This window comes from Thermovenabulum sp. (assembly GCF_049723235.1).
GTDB lineage: Bacteria > Bacillota > Thermosediminibacteria > Thermosediminibacterales > Thermosediminibacteraceae > Thermovenabulum.
Map to the genome: position 1 here is coordinate 16,621 of NZ_JBNARB010000004.1, position 21,539 is coordinate 38,159.

18 protein-coding genes and 10 tRNA genes are annotated in these 21,539 nt (G+C 37.2%); all 28 read left to right on the top strand.

The features are described from left to right. Window positions 1-94: 94 nt before the first annotated feature. The 28 genes from ACPLOV_RS03060 (at window position 95) to clpX (ending at window position 21,521) form a co-directional block, all read left to right on the top strand. Window positions 95-1,504, top strand: a complete 1,410-nt coding sequence (locus tag ACPLOV_RS03060; RefSeq protein ID WP_424910620.1) for an MFS transporter — start codon at window positions 95-97, stop codon at window positions 1,502-1,504. A 71-nt stretch (window positions 1,505-1,575) separates the two neighbouring features. Then, window positions 1,576-2,298, top strand: coding sequence for an N-acetylmuramoyl-L-alanine amidase family protein (locus ACPLOV_RS03065; RefSeq protein ID WP_424910621.1), 723 nt, complete (start codon window positions 1,576-1,578; stop codon window positions 2,296-2,298). A gap of 74 nt (window positions 2,299-2,372) precedes the next feature. Continuing rightward, a complete protein-coding gene (lepB, locus tag ACPLOV_RS03070; protein ID WP_424909886.1) occupies window positions 2,373-2,897 on the top strand; it encodes a signal peptidase I in 525 nt (174 codons plus the stop codon). Window positions 2,898-2,961: 64 nt separating this feature from the next. Then, a tRNA-Ala gene (locus ACPLOV_RS03075) sits at window positions 2,962-3,037 on the top strand. A 15-nt stretch (window positions 3,038-3,052) separates the two neighbouring features. Continuing rightward, window positions 3,053-3,129 (top strand) — tRNA-Val (locus ACPLOV_RS03080). Window positions 3,130-3,181: 52 nt separating this feature from the next. Continuing rightward, window positions 3,182-3,257: transfer RNA gene (locus tag ACPLOV_RS03085), tRNA-Ala, on the top strand. Window positions 3,258-3,599: 342 nt separating this feature from the next. After that, complete coding sequence (locus ACPLOV_RS03090; RefSeq protein ID WP_424909676.1) at window positions 3,600-5,264, top strand: Na+/H+ antiporter NhaC family protein; 1,665 nt, start codon at window positions 3,600-3,602, stop codon at window positions 5,262-5,264. Between the two features lie 135 nt (window positions 5,265-5,399). Next, window positions 5,400-6,110 carry a redox-sensing transcriptional repressor Rex gene (locus ACPLOV_RS03095; protein WP_424909675.1) on the top strand — a complete coding sequence of 237 codons (711 nt, stop codon included), beginning with the start codon at window positions 5,400-5,402 and terminating at the stop codon, window positions 6,108-6,110. A 165-nt stretch (window positions 6,111-6,275) separates the two neighbouring features. Continuing rightward, a complete protein-coding gene (locus tag ACPLOV_RS03100; RefSeq protein ID WP_424910622.1) occupies window positions 6,276-8,168 on the top strand; it encodes an N-acetylmuramoyl-L-alanine amidase in 1,893 nt (630 codons plus the stop codon). A 54-nt stretch (window positions 8,169-8,222) separates the two neighbouring features. Beyond that, window positions 8,223-8,732: a DUF2179 domain-containing protein gene (locus ACPLOV_RS03105; RefSeq protein ID WP_424909673.1), complete on the top strand. Its 510-nt coding sequence runs from the start codon at window positions 8,223-8,225 to the stop codon at window positions 8,730-8,732. Window positions 8,733-8,794: 62 nt separating this feature from the next. Then, complete coding sequence (locus ACPLOV_RS03110) at window positions 8,795-9,790, top strand: GerMN domain-containing protein (protein WP_424910623.1); 996 nt, start codon at window positions 8,795-8,797, stop codon at window positions 9,788-9,790. A gap of 35 nt (window positions 9,791-9,825) precedes the next feature. Then, window positions 9,826-10,578, top strand: coding sequence for a ribonuclease PH (gene rph, locus ACPLOV_RS03115; RefSeq protein WP_424909671.1), 753 nt, complete (start codon window positions 9,826-9,828; stop codon window positions 10,576-10,578). Continuing rightward, window positions 10,575-11,168: an XTP/dITP diphosphatase gene (locus ACPLOV_RS03120; protein WP_424909670.1), complete on the top strand. Its 594-nt coding sequence runs from the start codon at window positions 10,575-10,577 to the stop codon at window positions 11,166-11,168. Before rph ends, ACPLOV_RS03120 begins: the two co-directional genes overlap by 4 nt. Further along, the gene (locus tag ACPLOV_RS03125; RefSeq protein ID WP_424909669.1) at window positions 11,150-11,629 is read left to right on the top strand and encodes a metallophosphoesterase family protein; all 480 of its coding nucleotides are present in this window, start codon (window positions 11,150-11,152) and stop codon (window positions 11,627-11,629) included. The genes ACPLOV_RS03120 and ACPLOV_RS03125 overlap by 19 nt, the downstream gene beginning before the upstream one ends. Window positions 11,630-11,727: 98 nt before the next feature. Then, window positions 11,728-11,803, top strand: a tRNA-Pro gene (locus ACPLOV_RS03130). Window positions 11,804-11,809: 6 nt separating this feature from the next. Continuing rightward, window positions 11,810-11,885, top strand: a tRNA-Gly gene (locus tag ACPLOV_RS03135). 10 nt (window positions 11,886-11,895) lie between these two features. Next, a tRNA-Arg gene (locus tag ACPLOV_RS03140) sits at window positions 11,896-11,972 on the top strand. A 7-nt stretch (window positions 11,973-11,979) separates the two neighbouring features. Beyond that, window positions 11,980-12,056 (top strand) — tRNA-His (locus tag ACPLOV_RS03145). A 10-nt stretch (window positions 12,057-12,066) separates the two neighbouring features. Continuing rightward, a tRNA-Gln gene (locus ACPLOV_RS03150) sits at window positions 12,067-12,140 on the top strand. A 231-nt stretch (window positions 12,141-12,371) separates the two neighbouring features. Then, window positions 12,372-13,640, top strand: coding sequence for an ROK family transcriptional regulator (locus ACPLOV_RS03155; protein WP_424910624.1), 1,269 nt, complete (start codon window positions 12,372-12,374; stop codon window positions 13,638-13,640). A 371-nt stretch (window positions 13,641-14,011) separates the two neighbouring features. Next, complete coding sequence (gene iolB, locus ACPLOV_RS03160; protein ID WP_424910625.1) at window positions 14,012-14,818, top strand: 5-deoxy-glucuronate isomerase; 807 nt, start codon at window positions 14,012-14,014, stop codon at window positions 14,816-14,818. Window positions 14,819-14,840: 22 nt separating this feature from the next. Then, window positions 14,841-16,379 carry a tagaturonate reductase gene (locus tag ACPLOV_RS03165; protein ID WP_424910626.1) on the top strand — a complete coding sequence of 513 codons (1,539 nt, stop codon included), beginning with the start codon at window positions 14,841-14,843 and terminating at the stop codon, window positions 16,377-16,379. Next, window positions 16,376-17,863, top strand: a complete 1,488-nt coding sequence (locus ACPLOV_RS03170) for a UxaA family hydrolase (protein ID WP_424910627.1) — start codon at window positions 16,376-16,378, stop codon at window positions 17,861-17,863. The genes ACPLOV_RS03165 and ACPLOV_RS03170 overlap by 4 nt, the downstream gene beginning before the upstream one ends. A gap of 127 nt (window positions 17,864-17,990) precedes the next feature. After that, a tRNA-Lys gene (locus tag ACPLOV_RS03175) sits at window positions 17,991-18,066 on the top strand. A 1-nt stretch (window position 18,067) separates the two neighbouring features. Further along, window positions 18,068-18,151 (top strand) — tRNA-Leu (locus ACPLOV_RS03180). Window positions 18,152-18,283: 132 nt separating this feature from the next. Continuing rightward, complete coding sequence (gene tig, locus ACPLOV_RS03185) at window positions 18,284-19,618, top strand: trigger factor (RefSeq protein WP_424910628.1); 1,335 nt, start codon at window positions 18,284-18,286, stop codon at window positions 19,616-19,618. A 29-nt stretch (window positions 19,619-19,647) separates the two neighbouring features. Beyond that, window positions 19,648-20,238, top strand: coding sequence for an ATP-dependent Clp endopeptidase proteolytic subunit ClpP (gene clpP / locus ACPLOV_RS03190; RefSeq protein ID WP_068747410.1), 591 nt, complete (start codon window positions 19,648-19,650; stop codon window positions 20,236-20,238). A 17-nt stretch (window positions 20,239-20,255) separates the two neighbouring features. Then, window positions 20,256-21,521, top strand: a complete 1,266-nt coding sequence (gene clpX, locus ACPLOV_RS03195) for an ATP-dependent Clp protease ATP-binding subunit ClpX (RefSeq protein WP_424910629.1) — start codon at window positions 20,256-20,258, stop codon at window positions 21,519-21,521. The last annotated feature ends 18 nt before the right edge of the window (window positions 21,522-21,539 follow it).

Here is a 21,539-nt window from a genome sequence, read left to right on the forward strand (position 1 = left end):
TATTTTCTAATATAAATATATACTGAATAAGATAAAAAATCAAGAAAATTAAGAAAATAAGAAAAATATCTTTTTCACAATAGGAGGCGATCAAATGGAAAACACAAAAATATTGGAAAATAGATACAGAATTCTTTTTGCGGTACTAATAGGAAGTATGCTTGGACCTATAGATGCAAGTGTAGTAAATATCGCAATGCCTACTTTTTCAAAAGTGTTTAACGCTCCGGTTACAACCGTGAGCTGGGTTTCTATGTCTTACTTATTGGTACTAAGCAGCCTTTTATTAACCTTTGGACGCCTGGGAGATTTGGTGGGTTATAAAAGCTTATACATTTCAGGAATGGGTGTTTTTACCGCTTCTTCCTTGTTTTGCGGTCTTGCCAGGAGCATCTATGTTCTAATTCTTTTCAGGGCATTACAGGCTGCAGGGGCGGGGATGATGATGGCGGTGGCTCCTGCAATAATTACTAACACCTTTCCTAAAAATGAAAGAGGAAAAGCCCTGGGATTTAATGCGATGTCTGTTGCGGTGGGCTTAGCCATTGGACCTTCCTTGGGAGGGTTTTTGCTTACTTACTACGGCCACAGTTCCATTTTTTTGATAAACATCCCCATAGGCATCTTAGGGGTGATTTTATCCTACAATGTGTTACCGGTATTTGAGGGAAGTAAAAAGGAGCCCTTCGATATTGAAGGAGCCTTTTTAGCTTTTGTATTTTTATTTTCTACGCTCACTTTTTTGAGTAAAGGACAGGAGTTTGGTATAAGTTCATTAAAATCTGTAATTTTAATTTTGTTAGCGCTATTTTCTTTTATATTTTTTGTTTTAAGAGAAAAGAGTTATTCCCATCCTATGCTGGATCTCACACTTTTTAAAAACCGAATGTTTGCGGCAAGCAACCTGAGCTGTCTTTTAAATTTTACAGCTCAGTATATGATGATCTTTTTAATGCCTTTTTATCTTTCGGGTTCAGGATTTTCATCAAAGGAAATAGGAATTATAATGACGGCTTTTCCTTTAACCGTTCTTTTAGTAGCGCCAATTAGCGGAATTTTATCCGATAGGTTGGGATCTTTGATTCTTAGCACCACCGGTGCGGGGATATGCACCTTAGCCCTTTTGTTTCTTTCGAAAATGCCATTAAATATTAAAGCCACCGATGTTATTATTAGATTAATAATGTTCGGCATAGGAAATGGACTTTTTCAAACTCCCAATAACAGTTCGGTTATGGGAAGCGCACCCAAGGATAAACAGGGTGTTGCTTCCGGGGTGCTGGCTACTATGCGCAATACGGGTATGGTCTTAGGTACTGCATTGTCGGGAGGATTACTTTCGATAAGGCAAAATTATCATCTCAGAATTTTGCCCGGTAGTTCGAACATCAACCAATTAGCCTTTATTTACGGTATAAAAGATACTTTGCTGTTAGCGGCATTAATAGATTTATTATGCCTTTTGGCCTCGTCCACAAGGGGAAGGAATGAAGAAAAAGGCTGATTTTAAATCATAAGATTTCTCCCCGGTAAATATCTTTTTATTATAAAGTGAGTTACCAGGGGAGGAATTTCATGAAGGATTTAATTAAAAAGTGGCAAGGTAAAAAAATATTATTAATGCTTCTTATATTTTTTTTAATTTATTATGTTCAATTCCATAGAGCGCAAATAATTAGCGTGTTTCATATCAAAAAATCCTTGGCTGGAAAAGTTGTGGTTATCGATCCGGGGCATGGAGGTATTGATAGCGGTGCTTTTCATAAGGATGGTACCCTTGAAAAAAATATTAATCTTTCGATTTCTTTAAAATTAAAAAGAGCCCTGGAATTAGAAGGAGCCAGGGTTATAATGACCCGTACTACCGATGAATCCCTGGATGGTAGAAATAATAAGAGCAGTTCAAGACATAAAAGGGATTTAATTGAAAGAGCTGAAATCATTAATAACTCTGGCGCAAATATCTTTTTAAGCATTCACGTTAATTCAGAAAAAGGGGCGCCTAATGTCAGAGGTCCCATGGTATTTTACTACAGAGAAAGTTATGAAAGCCGGCGATTGGCCGAAATCCTTCAAAAACATTTAGAAAAAGCTTACATTTCTTCCGGGCAAAGGGTTCCTTTTAGAATTCCTTATCCCAATTCATCGCTTTTTCTTCTATGTAACACGAGAATTCCGGGTGTAATTATCGAGGTAGGTTTTATAACCAATTCCCAGGACCGCCAATTATTAAAAACTTCTGATTTTCAAGAATTAATTTCCGGAGAAATTAAAAACGCGTTGATAGAGTATTTTTAAATTATTCAAAAAGCAATTTTTTATGGTATAATATAAAAGTATTTTTGTTAAAGCTAAATTGAAAAGGTGGTAGCATGGAAAATAAGTTAAAAAATGAATTAATGGAATGGATAAAATCCATTGCTATTGCATTAGTAATTGCCTTAGCAATAAGGGCTTATATCATTGAACCAATGATAGTACCAACGGGATCGATGATACCTACTATAAATATTGGGGATAGAATACTGGTCAATAAATACATTTATCGTATTAAACCTTTGCAGCGGGGCGATATAGTAGTGTTTAAATATCCGGATGATCCATCTCAAACCTTCGTAAAAAGGTTAATAGGACTGGGTGGAGATGTCATTGAGATAAAAGAAGGTGTGCTTTTTGTTAATGGAAAGGAATATAAAGAAAATTACTTAAATGAACCAATGGTAGGAAACTTTGGTCCTTACAAAGTGCCCGAAGGGTATTTTTTTATGATGGGAGACAACAGAAATAACTCAAAAGATAGCCGGTTCTGGGTTAACAAGTTCGTGCCAAAAAAATACATCGTGGGAAAAGCTGTCTTTAGAATATGGCCGTTGGATAGAATAGGGAGGATAAAGTAAAAAATATGGTTTTGTTATTGAAATTCTTCAATTTGTAATGTATAATATAAAATGTTAAAATTGTGGGCGTGTGGCTCAGCTGGGAGAGCATCTGGTTCGCAATCAGAGGGTCACGGGTTCGAATCCCGTCACGTCCACCATCATCTTATGAGTGTGGGGAATTAGCTCAGATGGTTAGAGCGCTACGCTCACATCGTAGAGGTCTGGGGTTCGAATCCCTAATTCCCCACCATATTATTCAATATTGACAAAAATCGCTTTATATGCTATTCTTAAAAAGCAGTGGGCGTGTAGCTCAGTTGGGAGAGCACCACAATGGCATTGTGGGGGTCACGAGTTCAAGTCTCGTCACGTCCACCATTTTATTTAAGAATTAATTTGACAATCAAAATATATGATAATATAAATATTAAAAACGCCCTAAATTGGGCGTTTTTTTGTATATTAATTGATATTGTCAAAACGAGGATAAATTGATAAAATAAATGCATAACATTTGGCAATAAGCCAAAATATGGGCATATAAAAAAATTTTTTAATTTTCCTGGCTGTATAAATTACAAATTGTAAAAATTGTAACAAAGTTATAAAATGGCACGAAATTTGCTTTTTTAGAAAAAAGGGTTTTGATTATATTATAAGGAGGTGTTAAAAGATTTTTAAAAATATATATAAATTATTATTTTGAAGGGAGGATCAATCTTGACAAAAAAAGGAATTATTATTTTACTTATAATCTTACTTTTGCTGGCTTTTACATTACCTATGTTGGCTGATGAGGGCCAGAAAGAAGAAAAACCCGCACATTACGGTGCATTATCTCTTTTGCCTCCGGTTCTGGCTATAAGCCTTGCTATAATCACAAAAGAGGTATTGAGTTCTTTAATTATAGGCATAATGAGCGGTGCTTTAATTTTAACAGGCGGTAATATATGGGAAGCATTTAAGAAAGCAATGGAAACCATTATTAATACCGCCGGAGATCCATCCTGGAACTTCAGGGTATTACTGTTTACCGCATTATTGGGTTCTCTGGTAGGTATGGTTTCCAGGGCAAACGGTCCGCAAGCCTTTGGAAAATGGGCAGAAAAACATATAAAAAGCAGGAGTGTAGCCCTATTTATTACCTGGTGCCTCGGGGTATTAATTTTTATGGATGACTACTTCAACTGCATGACGGTAGGTACTGCTTTAAGGCCGGTAACCGATAGATTCAAAGTTTCCCGGGCTAAATTGTCTTTTATAATAGATTCCACTGCAGCTCCTGTTTGTACACTGGTACCTATTTCTACATGGGTAGCTTACGTAGCTTCGTTGCTGGTTCCGCTTTTTGATCAGTTTAAACTTAACCTCAATCCGTACACGGTATACGTGCAGATGATCCCTTATGATTTTTACCCATGGCTTATTGTTCTTATGGTGCTTATGACCTCCTTTACCGATCTGGAGTACGGCCCTATGGCAAGGTCCGAGTACAGAGCCCTTGCTGGTCTCGGCCTCTGGGACACTTCAATCATGAAAAATCCGCCCGGTGATGAGTTTGAAAACTTGGAAAAATCGCAAAAAGGTTCTGCTATAGATATGGTAGCACCTTTATTGGGGTTGATTGCAATAATAATATTATGCATGGCATATAGCGGCGGATTTTTTGATGGAAAAGCTGGATTTTTCACCGCTGTGATGAACAGCGATTCAGCCACTGCTCTCGTATGGGGTGCTTCGTTGACATTGCTGTTAACTGCAGTCTTTTATTCGGTTAGGGGAGTTGTCAGGTTAAAGGATTCCATGGAAGCAGTAATTCAGGGAGCAAAATCCATGATGGTAGCGCTTTTCATTCTTTCGCTCGCCTGGACCATTGGTTCAATATGTAAGGAAGTGGGAACGGGTATTTACGTTTCGAGTATTATGTCGGAAACATTCCCTGCATGGGCTGTTCCATTTACCATTTTCGTGCTTTCGGCATTTATAGCTTTTTCTACGGGCACATCCTGGGGCACCTGGGCAATTATGATCCCCATAGTAGTTCCCTTAGCAGTTGCTATGAAAATTGATTTACTCCCCGTAATTGCCGCTGTTTTATCCGGTGGTGTTTTTGGAGATCACTGCTCTCCTATTTCCGATACGACAATAATGTCTTCTACCGGGGGAGCTTGCCCTCATATAGAACACGTAAACACTCAGCTTCCCTATGCGCTTACCGCTGCAATAAGTTCTGCCGTAGGTTTTCTAATTGTAGGTTTTTATAAAAATCCTTTTATAGTTTGGGTTATAACCGTAGCCCTTTTCTTCGGTGTGGTATATGTGATGCACAAGTTGTTTGGGGAAGCAAGATATGCAAAGGAAATAGAAAAAATAAAAAATGCTTAAATAGTGAAATTTTAAAAGGGGAGAAATCCCCTTTTTTAAAATTTATTTTAAAAATGATTAAAATAAATTTTTGACAATATTAATAATTTATGATAATATCAAAAACAAATGCAAATAAGAATTTTGGGTGATATTATGGCGGAAGAAGAAATCAAGAAAATTTCCCTTGCCGTTATAAGAAGACTTCCCAAATACCATAAATGCTTGGGGGAACTTTTGAGGAATAATGTGGAAAAAGTTTCGTCCCAGGAATTGGGGCAGATGCTGGGCTTTACTGCATCACAGGTAAGACAGGATTTGAATAATTTTGGAGAATTTGGACAGCAGGGTTATGGATATAATGTGGAACAATTGTATAATGAAGTAGCAAAAATTTTAGGACTACATACGGAACACAAGATGGTTATTATTGGCGCCGGAAATTTGGGACAGGCACTGGCAAATTATAAGGATTTTGAGTCTCACGGATTCAAAATAATTGCCATGTTCGATATAAACCCGAGATTGACGGGGTTAAGAATTCACGGAGTTCCGGTATATGATTTAGAGGAATTATCTTATGTTATTAATGAAAACAATGTGGATATTGCGATAATAGCAGTTCCGAAAGAAAATGCCCAGCAGGTAGCTGATATATTGAGCGGTACTATAATAAAGGGTATTTGGAATTTTGCACCAATTGAGATTAAAGTACCACCACATATTATGGTTGAAAATGTCCATCTGATAGATAGTTTATTTACTTTAAGTTATAAAATAAATGAAAATAAACTAATGGAAAGGTTAATTAAACAGAAGAGCAAGAGGTTTGAAGTAAAAGAAAAAATAATAAAAAAACTTCCATAAATTAAAAAATAAAAACCGGTTTAAACCGGTTTTTATTTTTTAATTTTATTTATTTTTGTTTTTATTACATCAAATTTACATTTACTTTAAAAATTGGTTTTTAAAAGGATTTATTGGAATGAAAATAGAATTTTATTTTTAAAAAGGTTTTGAGGAGGTAGTAAATTGACGAAAAAAATCGTAATAATTTTCCTGGCGTTATTTATTTTAATTAAAGCTCCAGTTTTTGCAGCTCCTTCAAAAAACTCAATAGAAGTCTTTATTGATGATAAAAAGGTGATTTCTGATGTAATGCCGTTTATTTACAAAGATACTACAATGGTTCCGTTAAGGGTGATTTCTGAAAATTTAGGAGTTAAGGTAAACTACGAGAGCGTTTCAAAAAAGATTACCCTTTCTTTTAAAAATAACACAATTATTTTAAAAGTTAACGAATTATACGCTTATGTGGGTGGCAAAAAAGCAAAGTTACAAATTCCGCCAATGATAATAAGTAACAGGGTTTTTGTTCCGTTAAGATTTATAGCGGAAAATTTTGAGGCAAAGGTTATCTGGGATGGACAAAACCGGATTGTCAGGATATACAAGAAAAACAACGAGATAAAAAATATTTACTGGGACGAAAATGAAGGGGTTTTAAATATTGAAGCGGAAAATCCTGTGGAATATTCAATTCAGGAAAAGGAAAATTCAATTATTTTAGATTTAACCGCAAAGGTTAAGGAAAATCAAAATTTTTATGTATATAACGGCAAGTTTTTAAAAGACGCACAACTATCTTTCACGGACATGGGAACCCGTCTTATTCTTGAAAAAAAAGAAGGGTTTATGTATGAATACTTTGTAAAAGATGGGGTACTAAAATTAAAATTTTTTACTATAATTGACGAACTGGAATACGCAAAAAGTACGGAAAGCTCAAAATTCACTATTAAAGTGCCGGCTAATACTGAATTTAAATACTTTACCCTTGGGTCGGTAAACAGCAATGATTACAGGCTGGTGCTGGACCTTTATAATTCTCGTCCGGCCTTCAATATTCCCAGGATTGATGGTGATAATTTTGTAAGAAGCATTAGATCCAGCCAGTTTTCCATAAATCCGGATATAACGAGAATAGTTTTCGATATTAAAAGAGAATTTAATTTCCTTGTAGAAAAAGAGGAAGAAGGGTTAATTGTAGAGTTTAGAAGCAATGCAAAGTTATTAGATGTCAGCATAGAAAATAAAGAGGGAAAAACTCAAATTATTTTTGGGCTTGATAAAACAACTGCGTATTCTATAAATGAGGATGTTTTAAGAAATACCCTGGTAATCGAAATGGATAAAACCAACTTAATATACGGGGGAAAAACACTGGATTTTACATTTTCTAACGGAATGAAAGGAAACGTTATTTTTGAGGAAGATGTAAATAACAATAAACTTGTAGCGAGGATTTATAAGGGGGATTACGGTCTTCACCATAATGTATTAACTTTGGATAATAAAATCATTATTGAATTCTCTTCTTTATCACTTTTTGGGAAAACGATTGTAATTGACCCGGGACATGGAGGTAGTGACCCCGGAGCCGTATATCAGGGTGTTTATGAAAAAGATATAAATCTTGATATAGCTTTAAGATTAAAAAAAGTATTAGAGGATAATGGTGCAAAAGTACTGATGACGAGAGAAAGCGATATATACGTTAATTTATACGCTCGTGCGGGTATGGCAAATGAAATAAATGCCGATTTGTTTGTAAGTATCCACTGTAATTCCAGTTTAAACCCTCAGACTTCGGGAGTACAGACCCTGTACTTTCCTACTATGGAAAAAAAGAGGTTTGCAGAGGTAATACAAAAAAGTATGGTGGAAGCTCTGGGCATAACAGATCTTGGCATTGTTGAAAGGACGGCTTTAGTGGTAATAAGAGAGACAAATATGCCTTCCTGCATTATTGAGGTCGCATTTATGAGCAATCCAAAGGACCTCTCCCTTTTGATGGACCCCAATTTCAGGCAAAAAGCTGCGGAGGGAATATTTAAAGGCATTCTCAGATTTTTACTTTATTGACAGATAAGAGGAGGTTTGATATTATACTTGTGATTAATTAAGGGGGTCTTATAAATGTCACCAATTGCAGGGTATTTATTTATATTTTTTGCCCGGGTGGCAGACGTTTCCCTCGCTACTATCAGGACCATAATGATTGTAAAAGGTCACAGGTTACAGGCTGCAGTCATCGGATTTTTTGAGGTAATTATTTACATAACTGCATTAACACAGGTGGTAGGAAAGTTAAATAATCCTTTAAATCTGCTTTCCTATGCTTTAGGTTTTGCCACCGGAAATTTTGTGGGCAGTTTTATTGAAGAAAAACTGGCTTTAGGATACACTACTGTTCAGGTAATAACTCAAAGGTCCCAGTTATGTGAAAAAATACGAAACTGCGGATTCGGCGTAACCACACTAAACGGTATGGGAAAAGAGGGGATAAGAGAGGTTTTAATGATTTCCACCGCAAGAAAAGACCTGCCCAATTTAATTTCTCTGATAGAGGAAGAAGACGACTCAGCTTTTATAACGGTTCTCGATACCAAATCGGCAAAGGGTGGTTATTTTAAACAGAATAAATAAATCATATTTATCCTTCTCCAAAATATATATAAAATTAGATATATTTTGGAGGAGGTAGATTTATGCCCAAAAAGCTCATTGCCGGGCTTCTGATTTTACTTTTGTTAGTTAGTTTGACGGGATGCAATATATTAACTTTTTTAAAAAAGGAAGATAGCAATAAAGAGGAAGCAATCCAGGGGAAAAGTGAGGACTTAAGAAAAACCGTCTTATACTATGTTAACGAGAATAATTTACTGGTTCCTGTTACCAAAAGTATTCCAAGGGTAGAGGGGATAGCAAAAGCTGCAATAGAAAATCTTATTGATAGGGAAGAAATAAGGACGCAGCTTTCCGATAAGGGATTAAAACCTACTCTGCCTGAAAATACGAGGATTCTGGGAATGACTATTAAAGACGGTGTGGCAAGGGTGGATTTCTGTAAAGAATTTTTAAATTTCAAGGATAAGATGGGAGAGAAAATCGCCTTACTGTCCCTGGTTTATACCCTGACTGAATTTCCCACAATAAATAAAGTGGAATTAATGGTGGAAGGAAAAAGTATAAAGAAAAGTACTTTCGGAACAAAATTAGATACTCCGCTTCAAAGAGAAAATATTAATCTTGAATCGGAAGGGCAAAATATAAATAACATGCAAAAAGTTACCCTGTATTTTAGAGGAACAAATAAAGAAGGCACCTTTAGCTACTTCGTCCCGGTAACAAGGTATGTAAAAAACTCAAATGATTTATTTAAGACTGCCCTTCAAGAATTAATAAAAGGCCCAAAACCTGAAATGGGATTATCTTCGGTTATACCCAAGGAAACAAAGGTTTTAAGCGTTGAAAAGAAAGACAATGAGGTCATAGCGAATTTTTCTAAGGAACTTGAAAATTTTGGAGGAGGATTGGAAAACGAACAAGCGGTGGTTAATTCCATAGTATTGACCCTTACTTCCTTTAAAGGGGTGGATAGAGTCACAATCCAGGTAGAGGGAGAGAAAACGGTGCTTTCTGAAGGCACGGTTTTGGACACTCCCATATTAAAACCGCTTTATGTAAATCCAGAAAGTATATAAAAATATTAATAACCATTGAGAAGGGAAGGGTAATATTGGTAAGAACTGATGGCAGAAAGAATAACGAAATAAGACCGGTCAAAATTATTCGTCATTACAACAAATACGCGGAGGGATCTGTTTTAATAGAATGCGGTGATACCAAGGTCATTTGCACTGCTACGGTGGATGATAAGGTACCTCCTTTTTTGCGCGGAAAGGGACAAGGGTGGATTACAGCAGAATATTCGATGCTGCCAAGGGCTACGGAAATTAGAAATGTTAGAGAAACCTTAAAGCCCAGTGGAAGAACGATGGAGATCCAGAGGCTCATAGGCAGAGCCCTTAGATCGGTAGTAAATTTAAACGACTTAGGAGAAAGGACCATTTGGATTGACTGCGATGTTATTCAAGCGGATGGAGGTACCAGAACTGCATCCATAACCGGAGCCTTTGTTGCGCTTGTGGATGCTTTGAAGCATTTAAAGGATAGCAAAATAATAAATTCTATCCCCGTTGATAGTTTTGTAGCTGCAGTAAGTGTGGGAATAGTAGAAGGAGAGAAGCTTTTAGATTTGAAGTTTGATGAGGATTCCAAGGCTCAGGTAGATATGAATGTAGTTATGACGGAAAAAGGTCAGTTTGTGGAAATACAGGGGACGGGCGAGGCATTCCCATTTACTAGAGAAGATTTAAACGAACTTTTGGATCTGGCAAAAAAAGGAATAGATGAGCTTATAATGGTGCAGAAAAATGTGTTAAAAGATCTTTTAAACGAGGTAGAAAATAAAGAGGTTGAAAATAAATGAAGCTTGTAATCGCCACATCGAATAAGGGAAAATTTAAGGAATTTAAAAAAATGCTATCCGATTTGCCTGTTCAATTGCTTTCTTTAATGGATTTCCCCGGTATTATAATTGATGAAAAGGGAAGCTCCTTCGAGGAAAACGCAATTTTAAAGGCTCTTGAGACTGCCAAGAAGACGGGATTACCCTCTCTTGGAGACGACTCGGGGCTGGAAGTAGAGGCTCTTAACGGAAGACCGGGTATATTTACGGCAAGGTACGCTGGAGAAAATGCCACATCGGAGGAAAATATAAAAAAGCTGCTTTTTGAACTGGAAGGAGTACCTTTTGAGAAAAGAAAGGCTCAATTTGTGTGCTATTTATGTTTTGCTTTGCCTGATGGCAGATTTTTTATGGAAAAAGGAATACTGAAAGGCTATATTACTCTGGCCCCTTGCGGCAGTAATGGGTTTGGTTATGATCCTGTTTTTTATGTACCCGAATTAGGGAAAACCCTGGCTGAACTGGATGAAGAAGTGAAAAATAAAATAAGTCATAGAGGTAATGCTCTTGAGAAATTAAGGAGGCACATACTTTGCGAATTGGGGTATTAAGTGATACTCATGGAAATATTAAATCCATCGAAAGAGCTGTGGATAAATTAAAGGATTCGGATATAATACTTCACGCGGGAGATTTATATCAAGATGTAGAGTACATAAAAGCAATTTTTGGAAAGGAAGTCATAGGGGTTTTGGGAAATTGCGATTTATATTATCCTTCGGAAGGAGAATTCGAGAAAGTTTTGAAACTGCAAAACAAAAGCATTTTTTTGACTCACGGACATTACTTTCATATTAAAGAAGATCTGGGGATGCTAATAAAGAAGGCAAAAGAATTGAAAGTAGATGCTGTGGTGTTTGGACATACCCACAAAACGTTAAATATAAAAATTGACGATATTGTTTTTTTAAATCCTGGAAGCCCTACTTTGCCAAGAGGAGGATTTTCTCCTTCCTGCGGGATGTTGGAAATTCAAGGGGGAGATATTACATCAAGAATTATTGAAATCTAAAAATTTATTGCCAAAGCTAAAATTTATTTTATTGATAGTTTGTAGTATCTTGACTCAAAAAAAAAATTATTGTATACTATACATTGTCCTTAAGGCTTCGAGGCATAGCGCAGTTGGTAGCGCACATGGTTTGGGACCATGGGGTCGGGGGTTCAAGTCCCTCTGCCTCGACCATAATATGCGGGAATAGCTCAGTTGGCAGAGCACCAGCCTTCCAAGCTGGGTGTCGCGGGTTCGATTCCCGTTTCCCGCTCCAAATTAGTAATGCGCCCGTAGCTCAGCAGGATAGAGCAACGGACTTCTAATCCGTGGGTCAGAGGTTCGAATCCCCTCGGGCGCGCCATTTTGTGGTGGATATAGTTCAGCTGGTCAGAACGCCAGATTGTGGCTCTGGAAGTCGTGGGTTCAAGTCCCACTATCCACCCCATTTTAAATACTGGGGCGTAGCCAAGCGGTAAGGCACGGGACTTTGGATCCTGCATCGTAGGTTCGAATCCTGCCGCCCCAGCCATGTGAGAAAATATAAACCACCAATCGCTTTTTTGCGAAAGGTGGTTTTTCTTTTTTAAAGTGATTTTTTACGACCTTTCATTTATTATTGAACCATTAAAAATTTTATTAAAAGAAAAAGAGGATTTTAGAAAGTTTTATCGAATATTACAATAGTTAATTAATTAAGTTAAAAAAGTATCCATAATTTATATAAAAATGTCTTCAAATACTGCAATAAAGGGTGATTACCATGTCAAAAATACCTGGAAATAGTAAATACGTTAAAAAAATAAATAGAATGACAGTTCTGAACATTATTAAACAGCATGAAGTAATTTCGAGATACGAGCTGGCGGAAAAAACGGGGCTAACCCCGCCTGCTATAACCGGTATAATCCGTGAATTATTAGAAATTGGCCTTGTAAAAGAGGTGGGGCTGGCAAAATCTCGCGGGGGGCGAAGACCGGTAAAAATTAAGTTTAACCCGGAAGCAGGGTATGTTCTCGGCATCGAAGTAACGCGCTTTGAAACTTCCATAGGAATTGGGGATTTAAAAAATGTTCCCGGTGAAATTAGTTTGGTTGAAATAGATATGACCGATCCCGAAGAAGGAATTCCGATTCTAATTAACTCCTTAAAAAGTATTATTGAAAGGAATTCATCCGAAGAGAAAACTTTTTTGGGAATAGGCGTTGCTTTCCCCGGACTTTTAAACGTAAAAGAGGGCATAGTAAAAAGATCGGTAAACTTAGGGCCTAAATGGAATAATTTCCCGATTAGAGAAGTAATTGAAAAACAGGTTGGTTTACCTGTATTTGTTGAGAATAACTCTAATGCTTCAGCTCTTGCAGAAAGGTGGTTTGGGGGAGCAATATCTTACAAAGACCTTGTATATATCAATCTCGGAGAAGGTATTAGTGCGGGCATAATTTTAGAGGACCGCATTTTGCAGGGGTTTCAGGGTCATGCGGGTGAAATAGGACATATGGTAATAATGGAAAATGGCCCGTTATGCAATTGCGGAAATCGCGGGTGTCTTGAGAGTATATGCGGTATTCCTGCAATATTACGAAGGGTAAATTCCGAGCTTCCCCTTATCAAGAATGATGATCCGTTAAAGGAAATATGGGAAAAAAAGGGTAAAGTTGGAACCAATGATATCTTAAATTGTGCATTGATAGAGGGATCCTACGCTCATGATCTTTTAAAACAAATTGCAAAATATGTTGGCCTTGCGATAGCTAATATAGTGAACTTTTATAATCCGGAAACCATTTTTATTGGCGGCAAGATGTCAAAAGTAGTAGAAATTTTCATGGATGTAATAAAGGAAACGGTTTATTCTCATGCTTTTCCTGAAATAGCAATTTCCACATCTATAAAGGTATCCTCCTTGGGGAAAAATTCCGGAGTTATCGGAGCCTGCGCGTTGGCTTTAAGAGAACTTTTTAGATCTAATTCGGATATTGTAGATTATATACAGTCAAAAGGGAAAAAAATGCAAAGTGAAGGAATTTAAGGGGGTGATGAAATAAGTAATAAATTTTTATTTAAAGTCATCTTTCTATTTTCTTCATTAATTAAAATTTAAGGGAGGTTTTGTAAATGTCACGCTTTTTTTCTAAAAAGGTTGTTGTTTTACTTTGCCTCACTTTATTAGTTTTTGTTTAAGGACAGGTTTATGCCTGGAATCCTACTATTGCAGGAGTTAAATCTGAAGATACAATTATAGTAAAAAATGGAAGACCTGAAATTTTAACGGTTTCGGCTAATTTTCCGACAAAAGAGGTAAACTGTGGAGAATTCGTAATTAAAAGACCCGATATCTTGATAAGATAAGAAATTAATATATTTATTAATTTTCTTAATTTTATAATGGAGGGAGTTAAATTGCCTATTTTTTTTCCTTTTTCAAAACAAAAAGGATACAAAGAAGTGGTCAAAGTAGGAGAGGATACAAAATATGTAGGATTGGGACTGTTGAATTTGGAAAATAACGAAAGCTATACTGATAAAACCGGCAAGGAAGAAAAGGTTCTGGTAATTTTATCCGGAAAGTGCAATGTAAAGGTGGGAGGACAATTCTTTAAAGATCTGGGAGGAAGGGAAAACGTTTTTTCAGGTAAAGCCACAGCAGTCTATATCCCAATTAATAGCGTTTATGAAATAGAGGAATCCGATGGTAAGAATGCTGAAATTGTTATTGTATCAGCTATTGCTGAAAAGCAGTACCAACCCTTTGTGGTAAACCCGGAGGATGTAATAGTGAATTTCCGGGGTAATGATGGCTACAGAAGGGAAGTTCACGATATTATCGTTGAAAAAGTGGAGGGCAAAGTTGATCGCATATTAGTTGGCGAAACCTTTTCATATCCGGGGCAATGGTCGAGTTATCCATCTCACAAGCACGATAAATACGATCCGCCTGTGGAAACAGAGATGGAGGAAATCTATTATTTCAAAGTATATCCAAAGGAGGGCTTTGGCGTCCAGGTAATTTATAACGATGATTTAACGCTAAGGGAGTCCTTCCTGGTAAAGGATGGGGACACGGTAGTAATAAAAGAAGGTTATCATCCGGTAGCAGCAGCTCCGGGATTTAAAGTTTATTATCTCTGGGTAATGGCAGGCCCTTACGGTAGAAAGTTGACTCCCAAAGATGACCCGAAGTTAGTGGATGCTATGAAAAATAACTAAGTCGTTTTGGGAGGAATGTAATATGGTAAAGCTAAACAAACAATTACTGAAGGGAAATTTCGAATTTCCTTCGGACTTAGAGGTTCAGGATTTTCCTGAAGATCTACCTGAAAAGGTTATTCAATTCGGTGAAGGCAATTTTTTAAGGGCTTTTGTGGACTGGATGTTTCATCAAATGAATAAAGCTCATTTGTTTAACGGTCGGGTTGTAGTTGTTCAGCCAATAGCTGAAGGGCTCGTAGAAAAATTAAATCAACAGGACGGGCTGTACACATTAATACTAAGAGGTCTGAAAGATGGAGTGCCTACAGAGATAAAGGAAATAATTAGTTCGGTAAGCAGGGGTATTAATCCTTACACTCAATGGGAAGAATTTTTAAGGTGTGCGGAGGATCCCAACATCGAGTTTGTAATATCCAACACCACCGAAGCGGGAATATATTACGATAAAAACGATAGCCTTGATAAAAGGCCTCCTGTGTCTTTCCCGGGGAAACTGGTGGCTTATCTATTCCACAGGTATAAGCATTTTAGCGGAGATCCAACAAAAGGGATGGTAATAATACCTTGTGAGCTTATTGATAGAAACGGTGACAACTTAAGAAAAATTGTTCTACAACTTTCAAAAGATTGGAATTTACCTGAAGAGTTTATAAAGTGGGTCGAGGAAAACAATATTTTTTTAAATACTCTGGTGGACCGTGTGGTAACTGGATATCCAAAGGATGAGATAACAGAAATTATATCAAAGCTTGGGTATGAAGACGAGCTTTTGGATACAGGAGAATTATTCCACCTCTGGGTAATAGAGGGACCAAAAGAGCTTTCTGAAAAACTCCCCTTTACAAAAGTAGGACTTAACGTTATATGGACCGATGATATGACGCCTTATAGAACCCGTAAGGTAAGGATTTTAAACGGTGCCCATACATCTTCGGTTCCGGCAGCTTTCCTTTATGGTCTTGAAACCGTTGGAGAAATGATGGACCATGATGTAATGGGTGAGTACGTCAAAAATATCATTTACGATGAAATAATTCCTTCAATTGACTTAGACAAGAAGATGCTGACAGATTTTGCTGATTCGGTTATAGAGCGATTCCGCAATCCATTCATAAAACATTACCTTATCAGCATACTTTTAAACTCTTCTTCCAAATTCAAGACGAGGGTTCTGCCATCCATAATCGAATACTATAGAAGATTTGGCAAATTACCCGAGAAACTCACTTTCTCTATGGCAGCACTTATTGCGGTGTATAAGGACGGAAGGGTAGAAGGCACATCAATGGTAGCTCGCAGGGAAAAAGGAGAATTTATAATGAAGGATGACCTCCCCGTTCTTCAATTTTTGGAAAACACCTGGAAAAAATTTAACGGGAGCTTAGAATCAGCTATTGAGGTTGCAAGAGAAGTACTCGGTAATATCGATTTGTGGGAAGAGGATCTCAATAATATACCCGGTTTTACAGAAAAGGTGGGGAATTACCTTTACCAGATAAGTGCCGAAGGAATAAGGGAAACCGTGCATAGACTGGTAAAGGGGGAAAGAAATATATGAAAATAATAAAAATTCACGAAGGAGACAATGTAGCCGTAACCTTAGAAGATGTAAAAAAGGGGGAGGCCCTGACCTCAGGGTCCTCCTCAATTGTAGCTTTAGAAGACATAGATAAAGGTCATAAAATTGCTTTAAGGGATATAAGAAAAGACGAGAATATAATAAAATACGGTTTCCCTATTGGTCATGCAATTTGCGATATTAAGGCCGGCGAATGGGTGCATACTCATAATTTAAAAACCAATCTGGGTGAAATCCTGGAATATGAATATCATCAACAAAATATAAAATTTGAACCTTTGCAATGCGATATAACCTTTAAAGGTTATCGCAGAAAAAATGGGAAAGTGGGAATTAGAAACGAAATATGGATAATACCAACGGTAAGCTGTGTAAACAGAAACGCTGAACTTATCGCAAAGCGTGCTGCCAGGGAATTCGAAGGTATTGGAGGTATAGACGGCATTTACGAACTTAAACACCCCTACGGCTGTTCCCAGCTGGGAAGTGACCTTTTTTGTACACAAAAAATACTTGCGGATCTTGTTAATCATCCCAATGCGGGGGGCGTATTGGTTCTGGGGTTAGGGTGTGAAAATAACAACGTAGAGGAGTTTAAAAAAGTCTTGGGAAATTACGATCAAGAGAGAGTGAAATTTTTAGTTGCTCAGGAAGTGGAAGATGAAATAGAGGCCGGTGTTAAACTTGTTAAAGAGCTAATTGAATGCGCATCGCAATTTAAAAGAGAAGAATGCCCCCTTTCGGATCTGGTAATAGGATTAAAATGTGGGGGTTCAGATGGATTTTCAGGAATAACCGCAAATCCGCTGGTGGGGGCTTTTTCCGATAAAATAATAGCCTATGGAGGCAGCACTATACTCACCGAAGTACCTGAAATGTTCGGTGCAGAAACTATCCTTATGGATAGAGCAAAAAACAAAGAGGTATTTGAAAAAATAGTAAATCTTATAAATAATTTTAAAGGGTATTTTATGAGCTACAACCAGCCCATCTATGAAAACCCTTCACCCGGTAATAAAAAAGGAGGAATCACTACCCTTGAAGAAAAATCCTTGGGGTGTACTCAGAAGGGAGGAACGAGTCCGGTTGTAGATGTCCTGGAGTACGGCGATGTAATAAAAGAGAAAGGGTTAAATTTATTAAGTGGCCCGGGAAACGATATGGTAGCCTCTACTGTGCTGGCAGCAGCAGGCTGTCAAATAATCCTTTTCACTACAGGACGCGGAACGCCTCTTGGAACCGTTGTTCCTACGGTAAAAATAGCCACAAATAGTGAGATTTATAAGAAAAAATTAATGTGGATGGACTTTGATGCCGGTAGATTACTTTCGGGGGAAACCATGGAAAAATTGCTGAAAGACCTTTTAGAATATGTTATAAAAGTGGCCTCGGGTATGCCTACTAAATCAGAATTAATGGGTTTCAGGGAGATTGCAATATTTAAAAACGGGGTAACGCTGTAGCAGAAGCATTATGCGTTGATGGAGGATGGCTTGCAAGATAAAATCAGGAATTAAAATAAAAATTTGCTATTGCCTAATTAATAATTTTAAATTATAATTATATAGCGTGTAGAATGAGATTTCTTCTGGGCCATTAGCTCAGGCGGTAGAGCACCTGACTTTTAATCAGGGTGTCGGAGGTTCGAGTCCTCCATGGCTCACCATGCGGGCGTGGCGGAACTGGCAGACGCGCTAGACTTAGGATCTAGTGGTAACCCCGTGGAGGTTCAAATCCTCTCGCCCGCACCATAATAGGAATGGGAAACCTCGGTATATTGCCGAGGTATTTGTTTATTATTTTTGTATTTTATAGATTGTAAATTTTATTTATGTTATAATAAAAAAGCAATAACGGAAGTGGAAAGAGTGAGGAGGAGCATAATGAAAGTAAATTTGGAAAAAATAGAAAATAATGTCGCTACCCTAAAAATTGAGGTAAACGAGGAAGAATTTGAAAAGGCTCTCGAAAAATCTTTCAAGAAGAATGCCAAAAGATTTAATGTACCCGGTTTCAGACGCGGAAAAGCACCAAGAAGTATTGTAGAAAGGTATTATGGCCCGGAAATACTTTATGAGGATGCAGCTGAATTCGCACTGTCGGAAGCGTATAAAATTGGAATAGAAGAAAATAAATTGGAACCCGTTGATCATCCCGATTTTCAAATTGAGCAAATTGAAAAAAATAAACCTTTAATAGCAACTGCAAAAGTTACATTGAAGCCCGATGTAGAAATAGATGGCTATAAAGAATTAGAAGTAGAAAAAATTGTATATAATGTTAAAGAAGAAGATGTGGAAAGAGAATTGAGAGAATTACAGGAGAAAAATGCGCGTTTCATTAATGTGGAAAGACCTCTTAAAGAGGGCGATTTGGCGGTTATAGATTTTGAGGGCTTTATCAATGGTGAACCTTTTGAGGGCGGTAATGCCCAGAATTATCCGTTAACTGTTGGTTCGAAAACTTTCATACCGGGTTTTGAAGAGAAGCTCATAGGTATGATGCCTCAGGAAACAAGGGAAATTACCGTTACCTTCCCCGAAAATTATCACAGGGAAGATTTAAAAGGTAAAGAAGCTACTTTTAAGGTTACCTTAAAGGAAATCAAGGAAAAAGAATTAATGCCTCTTGATGATGAATTTGCCAAGGATGTAAGTGAATTTGAAACGCTCGAGGAATTAAAAAAAGATTTAAAGAATAAACTGGAAGAGAGAGCCAAGGAATTTGAAGAGAGCTCTCTGAAGGGCTCTATTTTAAAGAAGCTTTTGGAGAAAGCCAAGGTGGAAATTCCCCAGGTGATGATTGACAGAGAAATAGAAAGGCTGATTTATGATTTTGCTGTAAGTTTGAGGCTTCGCGGTATTGATTTAAAGGATTACCTTGAAGCAGTAAAACTTACACCGGAAGAGTTTAAAAATAAATTCCAGGATAGGGCTATTGAAAATATAAAAACCTCATTAGTCCTGGAAAAAATAGCAAAACTTGAGAATATTTCCGTTTCCGAAGAAGAACTGGATCAGGAGTTACAAAAATACGCGGAAAAAGCTAATAAATCTTTAGCTGAGTATAAAAAAACTCTAAAAGAGGAAAACATAGAATATATTAAAGATAGGATATTAACCGATAAAATTTTTAAATTCTTGATCGACAACGCAAAAGTAACAGAAAAAATAGCTGATAGTATATATAAAGAAGGAGAAGAAGAAAAAACTGAATAAAAAAATAAAAATTAAAGGGAGGCAATATTATGAGCCTTGTTCCAATTGTAGTGGAACAAACCAATAGAGGGGAAAGGGCTTACGATATATATTCAAGGCTTTTAAAAGAAAGAATAGTTTTTATCGGAACCCCAATAGACGATACCGTGGCAAGCCTTGTGATAGCTCAACTTCTCTATCTTGAATCGGAAGACCCCGATAAGGATATCTATCTATATATTAATTCTCCCGGCGGTTCTGTAACAGCCGGACTTGCTATTTACGATACCATGCAGTATATTAAGCCCGATGTCTGCACCATGTGCATGGGACTTGCGGCCAGTATGGGAGCGGTGCTTTTGGCTGCCGGAGCTCCTAAAAAGAGGTTTGCCCTTCCTAACTCAAGAATAATGATTCACCAGCCCTGGGGCGGAGTTCAGGGTAGGGCCATTGATATTGAAACTCATGCAAAAGAAATATTGCATTTAAGAGGTATTTTAAATGAGATTTTAGCAAAACATACCAATCAACCCATCGAAAAAATTGAAAGAGATACTGACAAAGATTATTTTATGTCAGCTCAGGAGGCGAAAGAATACGGGCTAATAGACGAAGTAATATTTAAAAGGGTTAAAAGCTAACAAGACGAGGTGATAAAATGTTTAAATTTAACGACGAAAAGGGGCAGCTAAAATGCTCTTTTTGCGGTAAAACCCAGGATCAGGTTAAAAAGTTGGTGGCTGGCCCCGGCGTGTATATTTGCGATGAATGCATCGAACTATGCAACGAAATAATAGAAGAAGAATTCAGCGATGATAATAAAATGGACTTTACCGATATACCTAAACCCAATCAAATAAAAGAGATTTTGGATCAGTATGTCATAGGCCAGGAAAAAGCCAAAAGGATATTATCCGTTGCAGTATACAATCATTATAAGAGAATAAATTCCAATGTAAAGTTAGATGACGTGGAACTTCAAAAAAGTAATATAATTATGCTTGGCCCAACAGGAAGCGGCAAAACTTTACTTGCACAGACTCTTGCAAAGATTTTGAATGTGCCTTTTGCCATTGCCGATGCAACATCCCTTACCGAAGCCGGTTACGTTGGGGAAGACGTGGAAAATATTTTATTAAAGCTCATTCAGGCTGCTGATTACGATATAGAAAGAGCCGAAAAAGGAATAGTGTATATAGATGAAATAGACAAAATAGCACGAAAATCAGAAAATCCATCAATTACGAGGGATGTTTCGGGTGAAGGGGTACAGCAAGCTTTACTAAAAATCCTGGAAGGGACCATAGCAAGCGTTCCTCCTCAAGGCGGACGAAAACACCCTCATCAGGAATTCATTCAAATAGATACTACCAATATACTTTTCATATGCGGCGGTGCTTTTGAGGGTATAGAAAAAATCATCGCCAACAGATTGGGGAAAAAAGGGATAGGTTTTGGAGCAGATATAAGAAGCAGAGAAGATAAAAATGTAGGGGAGATTTTAAGCCACATTATGCCGGAAGACCTTCTTAAGTTCGGAATGATTCCGGAATTTGTGGGAAGGGTACCAATTATCGTTACCCTGGATGCCTTAGATGAGCAAGCTTTGATTAGAATATTAAAGGAACCAAAGAACGCTCTGGTAAAGCAGTATCAAAAATTATTTGAAATGGATAACGTTCAATTAGAGTTTACCGATGAAGCCCTCGGTTTGATAGCCCAGGAAGCATTAAAGCGAAAGACCGGTGCAAGGGGCTTAAGGGCAATTATGGAAGAAATTATGATGGATGTAATGTATGAGATACCATCCAGACAGGATATTGCAAAATGTGTTGTAACAAAGGAAGTCGTATTAAAAAAGGAGCCTCCAATTCTTGTAACATCTGAAAGAAAAAAAGGAAAGAAAAAGGAAGTAACGGCATAAACGCAAGCTTGAAAGCTT

Bases quoted from the DNA above. Each gene is read 5' to 3' on its own strand.
- ACPLOV_RS03165 (WP_424910626.1), top strand. From the start codon at position 14,841: ATGGTAAAGCTAAACAAACAATTACTGAAGGGAAATTTCGAATTTCCT.
- ACPLOV_RS03110 (WP_424910623.1), top strand. From the start codon at position 8,795: ATGCCCAAAAAGCTCATTGCCGGGCTTCTGATTTTACTTTTGTTAGTT.
- clpP (WP_068747410.1), top strand. From the start codon at position 19,648: ATGAGCCTTGTTCCAATTGTAGTGGAACAAACCAATAGAGGGGAAAGG.
- ACPLOV_RS03095 (WP_424909675.1), top strand. From the start codon at position 5,400: ATGGCGGAAGAAGAAATCAAGAAAATTTCCCTTGCCGTTATAAGAAGA.
- lepB (WP_424909886.1), top strand. From the start codon at position 2,373: ATGGAAAATAAGTTAAAAAATGAATTAATGGAATGGATAAAATCCATT.
- ACPLOV_RS03060 (WP_424910620.1), top strand. From the start codon at position 95: ATGGAAAACACAAAAATATTGGAAAATAGATACAGAATTCTTTTTGCG.
- clpX (WP_424910629.1), top strand. From the start codon at position 20,256: ATGTTTAAATTTAACGACGAAAAGGGGCAGCTAAAATGCTCTTTTTGC.
- ACPLOV_RS03065 (WP_424910621.1), top strand. From the start codon at position 1,576: ATGAAGGATTTAATTAAAAAGTGGCAAGGTAAAAAAATATTATTAATG.
- ACPLOV_RS03105 (WP_424909673.1), top strand. From the start codon at position 8,223: ATGTCACCAATTGCAGGGTATTTATTTATATTTTTTGCCCGGGTGGCA.
- ACPLOV_RS03170 (WP_424910627.1), top strand. From the start codon at position 16,376: ATGAAAATAATAAAAATTCACGAAGGAGACAATGTAGCCGTAACCTTA.
- ACPLOV_RS03120 (WP_424909670.1), top strand. From the start codon at position 10,575: ATGAAGCTTGTAATCGCCACATCGAATAAGGGAAAATTTAAGGAATTT.
- ACPLOV_RS03155 (WP_424910624.1), top strand. From the start codon at position 12,372: ATGTCAAAAATACCTGGAAATAGTAAATACGTTAAAAAAATAAATAGA.
- tig (WP_424910628.1), top strand. From the start codon at position 18,284: ATGAAAGTAAATTTGGAAAAAATAGAAAATAATGTCGCTACCCTAAAA.